General features: G+C 64.7%; 14 protein-coding genes. 8 read left to right on the top strand and 6 right to left on the bottom strand.

The window, feature by feature from the left end:
* Position 1 precedes the first annotated feature (1 nt).
* On the bottom strand, positions 2-2,029 hold the full coding sequence (locus I8J34_RS05620) for a PAS-domain containing protein (protein ID WP_214360415.1): 2,028 nt from the start codon (positions 2,027-2,029) through the stop codon (positions 2-4).
* Positions 2,030-2,241: 212 nt separating this feature from the next.
* On the opposite strand from I8J34_RS05620, the gene I8J34_RS05615 reads away from it, so the two are divergent.
* The 7 genes from I8J34_RS05615 (at position 2,242) to moaE (ending at position 8,284) form a co-directional block, all read left to right on the top strand.
* Entirely contained in the window at positions 2,242-3,885 is a 1,644-nt protein-coding gene (locus I8J34_RS05615) for an acyl-CoA synthetase (protein WP_230411727.1), read from the top strand.
* Positions 3,872-4,000 carry a hypothetical protein gene (locus I8J34_RS24825; RefSeq protein ID WP_255553118.1) on the top strand — a complete coding sequence of 43 codons (129 nt, stop codon included), beginning with the start codon at positions 3,872-3,874 and terminating at the stop codon, positions 3,998-4,000. The genes I8J34_RS05615 and I8J34_RS24825 overlap by 14 nt, the downstream gene beginning before the upstream one ends.
* A 121-nt stretch (positions 4,001-4,121) precedes the next feature.
* Positions 4,122-5,540: a solute carrier family 23 protein gene (locus I8J34_RS05610; RefSeq protein ID WP_230411726.1), complete on the top strand. Its 1,419-nt coding sequence runs from the start codon at positions 4,122-4,124 to the stop codon at positions 5,538-5,540.
* A 268-nt stretch (positions 5,541-5,808) separates the two neighbouring features.
* Positions 5,809-6,360, top strand: a complete 552-nt coding sequence (gene mobB, locus I8J34_RS05605; RefSeq protein ID WP_214360632.1) for a molybdopterin-guanine dinucleotide biosynthesis protein B — start codon at positions 5,809-5,811, stop codon at positions 6,358-6,360.
* Complete coding sequence (locus tag I8J34_RS05600; RefSeq protein WP_214360413.1) at positions 6,357-7,556, top strand: molybdopterin molybdotransferase MoeA; 1,200 nt, start codon at positions 6,357-6,359, stop codon at positions 7,554-7,556. Before mobB ends, I8J34_RS05600 begins: the two co-directional genes overlap by 4 nt.
* A gap of 7 nt (positions 7,557-7,563) precedes the next feature.
* Positions 7,564-7,818, top strand: a complete 255-nt coding sequence (gene moaD, locus I8J34_RS05595) for a molybdopterin converting factor subunit 1 (RefSeq protein ID WP_214360412.1) — start codon at positions 7,564-7,566, stop codon at positions 7,816-7,818.
* A 4-nt stretch (positions 7,819-7,822) separates the two neighbouring features.
* On the top strand, positions 7,823-8,284 hold the full coding sequence (gene moaE, locus I8J34_RS05590) for a molybdopterin synthase catalytic subunit MoaE (protein WP_214360411.1): 462 nt from the start codon (positions 7,823-7,825) through the stop codon (positions 8,282-8,284).
* Positions 8,285-8,368: 84 nt separating this feature from the next.
* Here the strand turns inward: moaE and I8J34_RS05585 are convergent, their stop codons facing one another.
* Both I8J34_RS05585 and I8J34_RS24820 read right to left on the bottom strand, forming a co-directional pair.
* Positions 8,369-8,902 (bottom strand): phasin family protein, encoded by a 534-nt coding sequence (locus I8J34_RS05585; RefSeq protein WP_214360410.1) that lies wholly within the window; start codon positions 8,900-8,902, stop codon positions 8,369-8,371.
* Positions 8,903-9,041: 139 nt separating this feature from the next.
* Positions 9,042-9,167: a hypothetical protein gene (locus I8J34_RS24820; protein ID WP_255553117.1), complete on the bottom strand. Its 126-nt coding sequence runs from the start codon at positions 9,165-9,167 to the stop codon at positions 9,042-9,044.
* A gap of 11 nt (positions 9,168-9,178) precedes the next feature.
* Here I8J34_RS24820 and clpB point away from each other — a divergent pair, with 11 nt between their 5' ends.
* Positions 9,179-11,767: an ATP-dependent chaperone ClpB gene (gene clpB, locus I8J34_RS05580; RefSeq protein ID WP_214360409.1), complete on the top strand. Its 2,589-nt coding sequence runs from the start codon at positions 9,179-9,181 to the stop codon at positions 11,765-11,767.
* Between the two features lie 249 nt (positions 11,768-12,016).
* On the opposite strand, the gene I8J34_RS05575 is transcribed toward clpB, so the two are convergent.
* The 3 genes from I8J34_RS05575 to I8J34_RS05565 form a co-directional block, all read right to left on the bottom strand.
* Complete coding sequence (locus I8J34_RS05575; protein WP_230411724.1) at positions 12,017-12,358, bottom strand: type II toxin-antitoxin system RelE/ParE family toxin; 342 nt, start codon at positions 12,356-12,358, stop codon at positions 12,017-12,019.
* Positions 12,358-12,633 carry a type II toxin-antitoxin system Phd/YefM family antitoxin gene (locus I8J34_RS05570; RefSeq protein ID WP_214360408.1) on the bottom strand — a complete coding sequence of 92 codons (276 nt, stop codon included), beginning with the start codon at positions 12,631-12,633 and terminating at the stop codon, positions 12,358-12,360. Before I8J34_RS05570 ends, I8J34_RS05575 begins: the two co-directional genes overlap by 1 nt.
* A gap of 329 nt (positions 12,634-12,962) precedes the next feature.
* Positions 12,963-13,970, bottom strand: a complete 1,008-nt coding sequence (locus tag I8J34_RS05565) for an integron integrase (RefSeq protein WP_214360407.1) — start codon at positions 13,968-13,970, stop codon at positions 12,963-12,965.
* Between the last annotated feature and the right edge of the window lie 414 nt (positions 13,971-14,384).

Genomic DNA, 14,384 nt, shown 5'->3' with positions numbered 1-14,384 from the left:
CCTAGCGATTGAGCGCCGCGGCGAGTTTTTCGCGGCTGAAGGGCTTTTCGAGTAGCGGCAAGCCGTCGTCGTCCTGATGACGCTGGCCCACGTCGGCATAGCCGCTCATCAGCACCATCGGAATCTCCGGCCGGAAGCGGCGCACGAAGCGCGCCAGCGCCCAGCCGTCCATGCCGCCGGGCATCACCACGTCGGACAAGACCATGGCGATGGCTGGCACGTTTTCCACCAGGTCGGCGGCTTCCTGACCGTTCTCGGCCTCGAGCACGGTGCATTCGAGCGAGGCGAGCTGAGCGCGCACCACCTTGCGTACCTCCGGGTCGTCTTCGACCAGCAGCACCACCCGGCCGCGCAGGTCGATGTCGGCCTCGCCCGCGCTGCCCGGCGCGGCGGGGCGGCTGCCGGCCGGCGCGCGCGGCAACAGCAGGGCCACCTGGGTGCCCACCGCCTGCCGGCTGCGGATGCGGATGGCGCCGCCCGACTGTTTGACGAAGCCATACACCATGGCCATGCCCAGCCCGCTCCCCATGCCGAATTTCTTGGTGGTGAAGAAGGGCTCGAAGACGCGTGCCAGCACCGTGCCGTCCATGCCGGTGCCGTTGTCGGCGATGCTGATCTGCACATACTCGCCGGGCGGCACTTCGAGGTCGGCCGCGGCCGCTTCGTCGAGCGTTTCGAGCGCCGACTCGATGCGCAGCTCGCCGCCGTGGGGCATGGCGTCGCGGGCGTTGAGCGCCAGGTTGAGCAGGGCGCTTTCGAGTTGGCCGGGGTCGACCAGCGTCACCAGCTCGGCCTCGCGCGAGGCGGTGGATAGCGCGATCGAACCGGGCAGGGAGCGGCGCACCAGGCGCGCCATGCCGAGCACCAGTTCGTTGACTTCGACCGGCCGCGCTTCCATCGGCTGCTGGCGCGAGAAGGCCAGCAGGCGCTGGATCAGCCCGGCGCCGCCTTCGGCGGCCGCCATGCACGGCGCCACGAATTCGGCCACCTCGGGCGCGTCGCCGAGCGCCTCGCGCAGGCCGACCAGGTTGCCCATCATCACCGTGAGCATGTTGTTGAAGTCATGCGCCAGGCCGCCGGTGAGCTGGCCGATGGCCTCCATCTTCTGGGCCTGTGCCAGCGCGTTCTGGGTGCGGCGCTGATCGGTCATGTCGACCGCGTGGACGAAGCAGCCGATGACCTCGCCCTCGGGCGTGATGTCGGGCAACAGCGTGCTGCGCGCGAAGATGCGGGCGCCGGTGGCCGAGGTGATGGCGTATTCGTAGGTCACCTCGTGGCCGTCGAGCGCGCGACGCACATGTGGCTCGACCTGGTGGAACAAGGTGTCGCCGATCACCTCGGGGATGGGCCGGTCGACCATGCTCTGACTGGTCCAGCCGAACCACTCGGCGTAGCGCTTGTTGGCGTAGCGGTAGGTCCAGCTGGCGTCGAAGTAGGCCACATGGGCGGGAATGGTGTCGGTGATCAGGCGCAGCTTGGCCTCGCTGTGCTGGAGCGCGGCGGTGATCTGGCGGTTGGCCTCGATGGCGGCCTTCAGCTCGGCGTTGGCGTCGGTGAGGGCCACGGTGCGCTCGCGGATGCGGCTTTCGAGCTCGGCCTGGTGGCGGTCGATCTGTTCGCGCTGGCGCTCGGCTTTGGTGATGTCCGAATACAGCGCGATGAAGCCCTGGTGGGGCAGGGGAAAGCCCTGGATCTTCAGCAGTGTGCCGTCGGGCCGCTGGCGCCGGGTGTCGTGCGAGGTGAAGCGCTGTGCCGCGGCCACGCGCTCGGCCACCTGCGTTTCCACATCGCCCTCGCCATATTCGCCGCGCTCGGCGTTATGGCGGATGAAGGCCTCGAAGGGCGTGCCCGGCGCACCCAGCGATTCGGGGAAGTCGAGCAAGGTGAGGAAGCTGCGGTTGCAGGTGACCAGACGCAGGTCCTGATCGAAGATGGTGACGCCCTGGTCGATGTGGTCGAGGCCGGCCGCAACCATCTCGCGATAGCGGGTGTCGCTGATGGGGGCGGGCGCGTTCGGGCTGCGTGCCATGGTGGTGTCCGTAAAGCGGTTCTCACCGAATTCTAGTGGCAGGCGGGCGGCCACGACGGCGCGACACGATTGAGTACATTTGCCGACAAGTTCCGACAAGGTTTGATGTGACCCTGCGTCCTTGATGCACTGGCAGCCCGGCCTGCGACCGATGTTGCCAACCCGGATCGCCGGCGCTCGCGCCGGCGCCCACGACGGACAACAAGGAGACGATGGTGTCGCGCAATGCCTATCAGCACGGCCTGGAGAAGAACCCGGCCAACTATGTTCCCCTCTCACCGCTGAGCTACATCGAGCGCACCGTGGCGGTGTATCCGACGCGCACCAGCGTGATCCACGGCGCGCGCAGCTTCACCTGGGCCGAGACCTACGCCCGCTGCCGCCGGCTGGCCAGCGCGCTGCAGCAGCACGGCATCGGCGAGGGCGACACGGTGGCGGTGATGCTGCCCAACGTGCCGGCCATGGTCGAGGTGCATTTCGGCGTGCCGATGGTCGGCGCGGTGCTCAACACGCTCAACACCCGGCTCGACGCCGAGGCGCTGGCCTTCATGCTGGGCCACGGCGAGGCCAAGGTGCTGATCACCGATCCGGAATTCGCCGGCGTGATCAGCCAGGCGCTGGCGCTGCTCGACGGCCCGCGCCCGCTGGTGATCGACGCGCTCGACCCGGAATACCCGGCCACCGACCGCCTCGGCGAGATCGAGTACGAAGACTTCATCGCCGCGGGCGAGCCCGACTTTGCCTGGCAGATGCCGGCCGACGAGTGGGCGCCGATCGCGCTCAACTACACCTCGGGCACCACCGGCAACCCGAAAGGCGTGGTCTATCACCACCGCGGCGCGTATCTGAACGGCGCCTCGAACATCATCAGCTGGGGCATGCCGCAGCATGCCGTGTATCTGTGGACGCTGCCGATGTTCCACTGCAACGGCTGGTGCTTTCCCTGGACCATGGCCGCCAACGCCGGGGTCAACGTATGCCTGCGCAAGGTGGATGTGGCGCTCATCTACGAGCTGATCCGCAAACACAAGGTGAGCCACTTCTGCGGCGCGCCCATCGTGCACGGCATGCTGATCAACGCCAACGCGGCGCTGCGCGCCGGCATCGAGCACAAGGTGTCGGCGCTGATCGCCGGCGCCGCGCCCCCGGCCGCGATCATCGAAGGCATGGAGCGTATCGGCTTCGACATCACCCATGTGTATGGCCTGACCGAAACCTACGGCCCCGCGGCGGTGTGCGCCAAGCACCCGGAATGGGATGCGCTCCCCATCGACCAGCGCGCCGAGCGCAACGGCCGCCAGGGTGTGCCCTACCACATGCAGCAGGCGATCAGCGTGCGCGACCCGCAAACGCTGGAAGCCGTGCCGGCCGACGGCGAGACCATGGGCGAGATCATGTTCCGCGGCAACCTGGTGATGAAGGGCTACCTGAAGAACGAGAAGGCCTCCGACGAAGCCTTTGCCGGCGGCTGGTTCCGTACCGGCGACCTGGCCGTGGTGCATGCCGACGGCTACGTGAAGATCAAGGACCGCTCCAAGGACGTGATCATCTCCGGCGGCGAGAACATCTCCTCGCTGGAAGTCGAGGAAGTGCTCTACCGCCACCCGGCGGTGATGACCGCCGCCGTGGTCGCCATGCCCGACGAAAAATGGGGCGAGGTGCCGGCCGCCTACATCGAGGTCAAGGACGACGCCATCGTCAGCACCGACGACATCGTCAAGCACTGCCGCGAACACCTCGCGCGCTACAAGGTGCCCAAGTACATCGAGTTCTGCGTGTTGCCGAAAACCTCGACCGGCAAGATCCAGAAGTTCGTCTTGCGCCAGCAGGCGCGCGCCACCGATGCGATCTCTTGAGGCGCCGTGCGGCCCGGCACCCACCGGGCGCAGCCTGCTGCGCACCACGGCGGCGGTGCTGCTCTATTGCGCGCTGGTGCTGATGCTCTATTCCCCCGCGGCGCTGCGCGTCTGAGCCGGCGAGGCCGGCCCTGCAGATGATGGGGGCCGGCATGTCCGGGTTGCTCCGGTGCCCATCCGGGCACCCGGGGCGTCCGCCGCACAACTTCAATAAAACCAGGAGACATACTGTGCTGATGCAACGCAAACACGGGGCCGAACAGCCTCACTGGCCGCTGGGGCCGTTCAAGATCCGCCTGCCGTTCGTGCACTACCGCTGGGAATACCCCGAGATGATCCAGGGCCTGATCATGTTCGTGGTCGGGCTGGCGATGATCCCGCTGCTGCAGAAGTATCTCGGCATGCCCTACGAGGCGGCGCTGGCCTTCTGCGTGATTGCCGGCATCGGCTACATGCTGCCGGCCCTGCTCGGCGTGCCCCTGGTGCCGGGGTGGATCACGCCGGCGATTCCGGTGGTGATCCTCTTCCTGCAAGGCTTCGAGCCCGGGCCCGAGGCGATCAAGGCGATGTTCGCGCTGCAGATCGAGGTCTTCATCATCTTCCTGGTGCTGGGCATCACCGGGCTGGGCAACCGGCTGGTGACGGTGATTCCCAACTCGCTCAAGTCCGGCATCATCATCGGCGCCGGCATCGCCGCGATGATGGGCGAGCTGAAGGTGGGCGGGCGCATCGACAACACGCCGATCTCGCTGATCATCGGCGCCATCGTCTCGGCCTATGTGCTGTTCTCGCTGTCGTTCAAGCACATCGTCGAGAAGAACGTGTGGGCCAAGCGCATCTCCAACTTCGGCATGGTGCCGGGCATGATCCTCGCCATGCTGGTCGGCTGGGCGGTGGGCGAATACCCGATGCCGGACGTGCAGTGGGGCATCACCCAGCCGGACTTCGCGCTGATGTGGGACTACCTGGTGTTCAGCACCGGCATGCCCGACGCGAGCACCTTCATGCTGGCCATCCCGACCGCCGTCATCGCCTACGTGATCGCCTTCGGCGACATCGTGGTCGGCTTCACCCTGGTCAAGCGGGTCGACCACCTGCGTGGGGACGAGAAGATCGAGGAAGGCATCACCCGGGTGCACCTGGTCACCGCCATCCGCAACGGCATCCACGCCTTCTTCGCCCCCTGGCCCGGCCTGGCCGGCCCCTTGTGGACCGCGGCGCATGCCACGGTGGCCGAGCGCTACGCGCTGGGCCGCAAGGCGATGGATTCCATCTACTCGGGCGGCGGCACCTTCTGGATCACCGGTTTCATCGCGCTGTTTCTGCTGCCGCTGGTGAGCATCTTCAAGCCGGTGCTGCCCATCGCGCTCTCGCTCACGCTGGTGCTGACCGCCTACATCTGCATCATGGTCGGCATGGAAGAGCTGAAGACCTCGACCGAGCGCGGCGTCGCCGGCATCGTGGCCGTCACGCTGGCCATGCCGGACCCGAAATCGACGGTGTATGCGGTGGTGATCGGGCTGGTGCTGTACTTCCTGATCGAGCGCTCGCACCACATCGGTACGCGCGAGAAGGACGACTTGAGCATTCTCGGCGACAGTACCGCCGACGTGGCAGCGGGCGACGCCCACGGCCGCAAGCTGCCGGCGAACTGATCGTCGCAGCCGCTTGGCCGCGTTGCCGAACGCCCTCGTCGCGAGGGCGTTTTTGCGTCCTCCGCGTGCGCGGATCTTGATCGAGATCGAAAGCGCGGCGCGGGCCTTCGGGGTATCCTTGGGGCTTCAGAACTTGTGAAGAAATCGTAGCGAGCAGGGCCGAGTGCAAGGCCGCATTTGGCAACTACGCGAGCGAACGACGAGACATATCAAATAGATAGGCGAGAAGTGAGCGAGTGAGCAACGCAGCAATCGGCTCGCGCAGTAGATTTATTCACAAGTTCTCAGTCGCGAATCCACAGAGGCGGAAGACACCTTGAAGGTTTTTGGCATTGCCGGCTACTCCGGTTCGGGCAAGACGACGCTGATCGAAAAGCTGATCCCCGAGATCAAGTCACGCGGGCTGACCGTGTCGGTCATCAAGCATGCGCACCACGGTTTCGATCTCGACCGCCCGGGCAAGGACTCCTGGCGCCACCGCGAGGCCGGCGCCGAGGAGGTGCTGATGCTCTCGAGCGGGCGCTGGGTGCTGATGCACGAGTTGCGCGGTGCGCCCGAGCCGACGCTCGACCAGCAACTGGCGATCCTCTCGCCCTGCGACCTGGTGCTTATCGAAGGCTTCAAGGCCGCGCCGGTGCCCAAGGTCGAGGTCTATCGCCCGGCCAACGGCAAGCCGCCGCTGTGGACCGACAACCCGCATGTGGTGGCGGTGGCCACCGATGCGCCAACCGACACGCCGCTGCCGACGCTGGATGTGAACGACCCGGTGGCGGTGACCGATTTCATTCTCGACTACCCGATGGAAGACTTCCAGGCATGAGCCTTCTGACCTTCGAAGACGCACGCACGCAACTGCTGGCCCAGGCCCGGCCGGTGGCCGGCACCGAGCTGGTGAGCACGCTCAAGGCGCGCGGCCGCGTGCTGGCCGGCGACCAGGTATCCGAATTCGACGTGCCGCCGCTCGACAACTCCGCCATGGACGGCTACGCCGTGCGCTGCGCCGATATCCCGGCCGCCGGCACGCGCCTGCCGGTGTCGCAACGCATCCCCGCCGGCGCGGTCGGCCACCCGCTGGCGGCCGGGTCGGTGGCGCGCATCTTCACCGGTGCGCCGATCCCGCCGGGCGCCGACGCGATCGTGATGCAGGAGCTGTGCGAACGCGAAGGCGACGAGGTCGTCATCAACCATGTGCCGCAGCTCGGCGATTCGATCCGTCGCCGCGGTGAGGACATCGCGGTCGGCCAGGCGGTGCTCACTGCCGGCACCCGCCTGCGTGCGCAGGAACTTGGCCTGGCGGCGTCGATCGGCATCCCGGCGCTGTCGGTGGTGCGCCGGCTCAAGGTCGCCATCTTCTTCACCGGCGACGAGTTGGTGATGCCCGGCGAGCCGCTGCGCGAAGGGGCCATCTACAACTCCAACCGCTTCGTGCTCAACGCCTTGCTCGAGGGCATGGGCTGCGAGGTGACCGACCTGGGCATCGTGCCCGATACGCTCGAGGCCACCCGCCAGGCGCTGCGCACCGCGGCGCATGGGCACGACGTGATCATCACCTCCGGCGGCGTGTCGGTGGGCGAGGAGGACCATGTCAAACCGGCGGTCGAGGCCGAGGGCACGCTGGATCTGTGGAACATCGCCATCAAACCGGGCAAGCCGCTGGCCTACGGGCGAGTGGGCGAGGCGGCTTTCATCGGCTTGCCGGGCAACCCGGTGTCGACCTTCGTCACCTTCCTGCTGCTGGTGCGCCCCTTCCTGCTCAAATGCCAGGGCGTGCGTGAGGTGCTGCCGCGGCCGCTGCAACTGCGTGCCGATTTCGACTGGCTCAAACCGATCAAGCGCCGCGAGTTCCTGCGCGTGCAGGTCAACGCCGAGGGCGGGTTGGCGCTGTTCGACAACCAGGGCTCGGGCGTGCTGACCTCGACGGTGTGGGCCGACGGCCTGACCGAAGTGCCGCCGAGCGAGCCGATCCGGCGCGGGCAGACCGTGGCCTACTATCCTTTCTCCGATTTGCTGGATTGATTGCACCATGACACTGACCATTCTCTATTTCGCCAGCCTCCGCGAGGCCCTGGGGCAGAGCCGGGAAGTGCTGGCGCTGCCCGACGAGATCGGCACGGTCGGGGCCTTGCGCCACTACCTGTGCGAACGCGGCGACGTGTGGTCGCGCTTGGCGCCGGGCAACAATGTGCGGGCGGCGGTCAACCAGCAGATGGCGCGCGACGAGGCGGCCCTGCAAGGGGGCGACGAAGTGGCGTTTTTCCCACCGGTGACGGGAGGCTGAGGCGATGGAAGTCCGGGTGCAGGAAGACGATTTCGATGTCGGCGCCGAAACGCGGGCGCTGTCGGCCGGGCGGACCGATGTGGGCGCGGTGGCGACCTTCGTCGGCTTGGTGCGCGGGGCCTCGGACGGCGTGCACAGCATGACGCTGGAGCACTATCCGGGCATGACCGAACAGTCGCTGGCAGACATCGTCGCCGAGGCCAAGACACGCTGGGCATTGCTCGCGGTGCGGGTGATCCACCGGGTCGGCCCCTTGGTGCCGGGCGATCAGATCGTGTTTGTCGGCGTCGCCGGCCAGCATCGCGGCGAAGCCTTTGCCGCCTGCGAGTTCATCATGGATTTTCTCAAGACGCGGGCGCCGTTCTGGAAAAAGGAAGAGACGCCGGAAGGCGCGCGCTGGGTCGACGCCCGCGATACCGACGACGACGCGGCGGCGCGCTGGCTGGATGTCGAGTCGCGGCGCTGAGGCCGGGCGGCGAGGGCGGCCATGACGAGAAACGGCGTCCTCGAGAGGACGCCGTTTTCATGCTCGGGGTAGAGCGGGTGTTGCTTAGCGGCGGCGAGCCGGCGCGCGCTTGGCCGGCTGACCGGCGTTGCCGACCTGGGTGAAGGCCTGGAAGGCTTCGGTCGAGGCACGCGTCATCTGCTCGAAAGCAGCGCGGGCATTGTCCATGGCACCTTGCACCGCGCCCATGGCGTTCTGGTCGGTGATGGGCATGCCGGTGAACATCTTGTTGATGGCTTCGAACACATCGTTGCCACCGCTGGCCAGTTGCTCGCTGACCATCTTGCCGACTTCGGACTGCGCCTGGGCAGCCACTTCGGCGATTTCGCGGGCGCAGGCAAGCATGCGCTCGGTGGTGGCCTGGGCGTATTCGGTGCGCAGGCGCAGCAGATCCTGCGGGTCCTTGGTGGTGGTCAGCGCCTTGGCGTTGCTGACGCCGTCTTCGAACAGCGTCTTGGCCGTGCGGACCTGCAGCTCCATGATGCGTTGCGAGTTCTCGATCGACATCTGGGCCAGCCGCATGGCCGCTTCGATATTCTTTTTCTGCAGTTCGTTGAGTTGTTCGGGTTTGATCGCCATCTGGTTTCTCCTCGCTCACATGGTGGAAGTTGAGGCGACTGAATGTATTGCGCTGTAGCAGCCCGCGCGTTCCACGGTTCTCAGACGTCTCACTCGACCCAAGGTAACACATTGATCGAGACGGGAATACTGTGCTGGATCAGTTAATTTTCAGTTCAAACGGATGTTTGATGCATTGCAGCAACACATACCGGGCGGATGCGTCCGGCGTGCTTGAAATTGTCGCCTTCACGCCCCACATAGAGTCCAACAGTTCTTCGGACAAGGATGACTCCCATGCGCTTCGACAAGCTCACCACCAAGTTCCAGCAAGCCCTATCGGATGCGGGCAGCATCGCCGTGGGCAACGATCAACAGTTCATTGAGCCGCAGCATTTGATGCTGGCTTTGCTGGAGCAGGACGATGGCAGCACGGCCTCGTTGCTGCAGCGTGCCGGCGTCAATGTGGCACCGCTCAAGGCCGCCTTGAAAAGCGCCATCGAGCGCCTGCCCAAGGTCGAAGGCCACGGCGGTGACGTGCAGGTGGGGCGCGACCTGGGCAATCTGCTCAACCTCACCGACAAGGCCGCGCAGAAGCAGGGCGATGCCTTCATCGCCAGCGAAATGTTCCTGCTGGCGGTGGCCGACGACAAGGGCGAGACTGGCCGCCTGCTGCGCGAGCACGGTCTGGCCAAGAAGCATCTGGAGAGCGCCACCGCTGCCGTGCGTGGCGGTCAGAACGTCGGCTCGCAGGACGCCGAGGGCCAGCGCGAAGCTTTGTCAAAATATTGTCTGGACCTCACCGAGCGCGCCCGTCTAGGCAAGCTCGACCCGGTGATCGGCCGTGACGACGAGATCCGCCGCGCGGTGCAGATTCTGCAGCGGCGCACCAAGAACAACCCGGTCCTGATCGGCGAGCCCGGCGTGGGCAAGACCGCCATCGTCGAAGGCCTGGCGCAGCGCATCGTCAATGGCGAAGTGGCCGAGACGCTCAAGGACAAGAAAGTGCTGGCGCTCGACATGGCCGCTCTGCTGGCCGGCGCCAAGTACCGCGGCGAGTTCGAGGAGCGGCTCAAGGCCGTGCTCAAGGAGGTCGCCCAGGACGAGGGGCGCATCATCCTCTTCATCGACGAGATCCACACCATGGTCGGCGCCGGTAAGGCCGAAGGCGCCATGGATGCCGGCAACATGCTCAAGCCCGCGCTGGCGCGCGGCGAGCTGCACTGCATCGGCGCCACCACGCTGGACGAATACCGCAAGTACATCGAGAAGGACGCCGCGCTCGAGCGCCGCTTCCAGAAAGTGCTGGTGGACGAGCCGAGCGTCGAGGCGACCATCGCCATCCTGCGCGGCCTGCAGGAGAAGTACGAGATCCACCACGGCGTGGACATCACCGACCCGGCCATCGTCGCTGCGGCCGAATTGAGCCACCGCTACATCACCGACCGCTTCCTGCCCGACAAGGCCATCGACCTCATCGACGAGGCCGCCTCGCGCATCAAGATGGAAATCGACTCCAAGCCCGAGGTGATGGACAAGCTGGACCGCCGCATGATCCAGCTGAAGATCGAGCGCGAAGCGGTCAAGAAGGAAAAGGACGAGGCCTCGCGCAAGCGCCTGCAACTAATCGAAGAGCAGCTCGAATCGCTACAGCGCGAGTACAACGACCTGGAAGAAGTGTGGAAGGCCGAGAAGGCCCGCGCCCACGGCTCGGCGCACATCAAGGAAGAGATCGACGCCCTGCGCGCCAAGATGGCCGAACTGCAGCGCGGCGGCAAATACGAACAACTGGCCGAGCTGCAGTACGGCAAGCTGCCGCAGCTCGAAGCGCAGCTGAAGGCGGCCGAGCAAAGCGGCGAGAGCGCCACGCCCAACAAGCTGCTGCGCACCCAGGTGGGCACCGAGGAGATCGCCGAGGTGGTGTCGCGTGCCACCGGCATCCCGGTCTCCAAGATGATGCAGGGCGAGCGCGACAAACTGCTCAAGATGGAAGACAAGATGCACGAGCGCGTCATCGGCCAGGACGAGGCCGTGCGCCTGGTCGCCGATGCCATCCGCCGCTCGCGCGCCGGCCTGTCGGACGAGAACCGGCCCTACGGCTCCTTCCTCTTCCTCGGCCCCACCGGCGTCGGCAAGACCGAGCTGTGCAAGACGCTGGCCGAATTCCTCTTCGACAGCGAAGACCACCTGATCCGCATCGACATGAGCGAGTTCATGGAGAAGCACTCTGTCGCCCGCCTGATCGGCGCGCCGCCGGGATACGTCGGCTACGAGGAGGGCGGCTACCTCACCGAGCTGGTGCGCCGCAAACCCTACTCGGTGATCCTGCTCGACGAGGTCGAAAAGGCCCACCCCGACGTGTTCAACGTGCTGCTGCAGGTGCTCGACGATGGCCGCATGACCGACGGACAGGGCCGCACGGTCGATTTCAAGAACACCGTGATCGTCATGACCTCCAACCTCGGCAGCCAGATGATCCAGCAGATGGCCGGCGACGACTACGGCGTGATCAAGCTCGCGGTGATGGCCGAAGTGAAAACCTACTTCCGCCCCGAGTTCATCAACCGCATCGACGAAGCGGTGGTGTTCCACAGCCTCGACGAAAAGCACATCGCCCGCATCGCCCGCATCCAGCTCCAGTATCTGGAAAAGCGCCTGGCGCGGCTGGAGATGGGGCTGGAAGTGTCCGACGCCGCGCTCGCCAACGTGGCCGATGCGGGCTTCGACCCGGTGTTCGGTGCACGGCCGTTGAAGCGCGCGATCCAGGAACGCATCGAGAATCCGCTGGCCAAGGCGATTTTGGAAGGGCAGTTTGGCGCCAAGGACGTGATCCGGGTGGATGCGGAAGGCGGGAAGATGGTGTTCGGGAAATCGAACGTCGGCTGACGCTCAGTGAGCGGATACGCAAATTGAACGGGGTTCTGCGGGGCTCCGTTTTCCATGCTGCATCGTCGGCCGGACGAACACGTAAGTCGGATAAGCGCAGCGCCATCCGACACATCGATGCAACACTTACGGAGAAATGCCGGGTGCGCAGTACGTAGGGTGGGTTGAGCGCAGCGAAGCCCAACACGCAGCGGTGCAATCTGTAAGGCCGAATGTGGGGCTTCATCAGTCAGCCCCGGCGACACTCACTCACGCACCAAGCAGCCGTCGCGCCAGCAACGACTGCATGTCACGTCGCCCATCGGCAATCAGGTAGATGACCACCCGCGTATCGATGACCCGATAAATCACCCGATAGGGCTTGAACAGAGTCTGACGGAATTCCTTGATGCCGAGTTCGGCAAGCTCCTTCGGAAAGCTGCCACGTTCGGGGAACTTCGCCAGACTGTCCGCTGCAGCCATCAATTGGTCGAGCACATAATTCGCGTTCGCGGCGCAATCGAACTCGGCGATGGTGTCGTAAATTGACTCCAGATCCTGCTCGGCGCCTGCCGTCAGCACCACTTCGTATTCGGGGATTCTGCTGGGCATCAGACCGAGGTGCGCTTCGCCCGCAAGCGCCCGACGACATCCGAAATTGGTTTGACACGCCCCGCGTCAATATCCTGTTGGCCCAGCGCCAATATCTTCAACAAAGCCAGTGTTTCCTGCGTCTGCTCATAGCTGGTCACGTCCTGGAGCACGGCCTTCGCTTCGCCGTTCTGAGTGATGACCAAAGGCTCGCGCCGATCGGCCAGATGCGACAACACCTCGGCGGCATGGGCTTTCAGGTAACTGATGGGTTTGACTTGGGAGGAGTAGCGCATGTCGTTCGCCTCAGGACAAAGTGGTCTGAATTTAGACTTTTTATAGTCTTTTTGCAACGGCGGAATTCCAGCCACCCGCCCCATCCAATCATCCTAGAAACCGTAGTTGGACGCGCCCGAGTGTGCGGCTGGCGGGCTGGCTGGCAAGGCGCGACGACGCACAGCCTGCACGCTGTAAGGAGGAGCAACGCTGTCAGGCGGCGTGCCAGGCGCGCAATCGGGTGCGTAGCGCTGTCACCCGCCAGGTGATCGGCCACGAAACCGGAAAGGTTAGCATGTTCAATACCTTGCCCATGGGCACAAGCGGTCAACTGCGGTTTCTGGATCATTCACTTTCCGGCATGCAGACCGTCCAGCGGACTGACCACGCCACGCCCGCCCTTGTTCAGCACATGGGTGTAGATCATCGTGGTCGATACATCGGCGTGGCCCAGCAATTCCTGCACCGTGCGGATGTCGTAGCCGGACTCCAACAGATGGGTGGCGAAGGAGTGGCGCAAGGTGTGGGGTGTGGCAGGTTTGTGAATGCCGGCGGCAGCAACGGCGCGTTTGACCGCCCGCTGGAGACGTTTTTCATCGAAGTGATGACGCCCCGTGGTGCCGCTTCGCGGATCGACGGACAAGCGCTCCGCCGGGAAAACATACTGCCACCCGAAAGCGCTGGGCGCCGAGGGATACTTCACCGCCAGCGCATTCGGTAGCCATACGCGGCCGCCCCCCGATGCCAGATCGGACTCATGAACCGCCTTGGTGTGCGCAATCTGTGCCGACAAAGCCTTGTTCAGGCTGCGTGGCAGCATGGTGACACGGTCCTTCGCGCCTTTGCCGTCCCGGACCAGAATCTCCCCCCGCGAGAGTTCCACATCCTTGACCCTCAGCCTGACCATCTCCATCAGGCGCAGACCGGCACCGTACATCAACCCGACCATCAGACGGATCTGGGAATCGTCGATCTCGCGAATCATCGCCGCGACCTCGTCGCGGGTGAGCACGGTCGGCAATCGAGCCGGACGCTTCGCCCGCACGACATCGTCCAGCCAGGGCGCCGGCAATTCGAGCACCTCGCGATACAGGAACAGCAAGGCCGACAGCGCCTGATTCTGCGTGGCTGCTGCCACGTTGCGGTCCACCGCCAGCGCCGTCAGGAAGGCCTCGATGTGGAGTTTGCCCATCTCCCGAGGGTGGCGCTTGTCATGAAACAGAATGTATCGTCTAATCCACGCAACATATGACTTCTCGGTGCGGATGCTGTAGTGCTTCAGGCGCAGGCGTTCGCGGACGACATCAAGCAGGCGGGGTTGGAAAGCGATGGAGGCATTGGAAGTGTTATCCGACATGATGGCAGACCCGTACGGGAAGGCAGCATTAAGAATCAGCAGCTTAGCAGAGTATGCCGCGCTATGCGAATGTCGTATAACGCGTTTACTCTCCGCTTTGGCGTCCACTTCACGTTACATCGCTCGGCCAGAATCTTTGAATAATTAAATTAATTTGGTGGTAGCAGCACATAGTCTCTTTCGTAAATGTGTGTTCTGGTTGTTTGGTAAATGTCAGGTGTAAACAGTTTGTTCTTGGTGCCAGTAGCAAATTCAGTACTATCGTTTGGTTTGTACCAGGGTCAGTTCCAGGGCGATTGCACCTATTTGGCATATTTCTGAGTCCTCGAACAACAAAGGACTTGTGCACAGCGTAAAAATCCCGTCCACTCTCGTCTTTTGGGCAACAGATGGGAAAGACGCTGGTGGAACACC

The sequence above is a fragment of the Denitromonas iodatirespirans genome, assembly GCF_018524365.1.
GTDB classification, from domain to species: domain Bacteria; phylum Pseudomonadota; class Gammaproteobacteria; order Burkholderiales; family Rhodocyclaceae; genus Nitrogeniibacter; species Nitrogeniibacter iodatirespirans.
The sequence above is the reverse complement of the archived record's forward strand: the minus strand, read 5'-3'. Positions and strand labels throughout refer to the sequence as shown.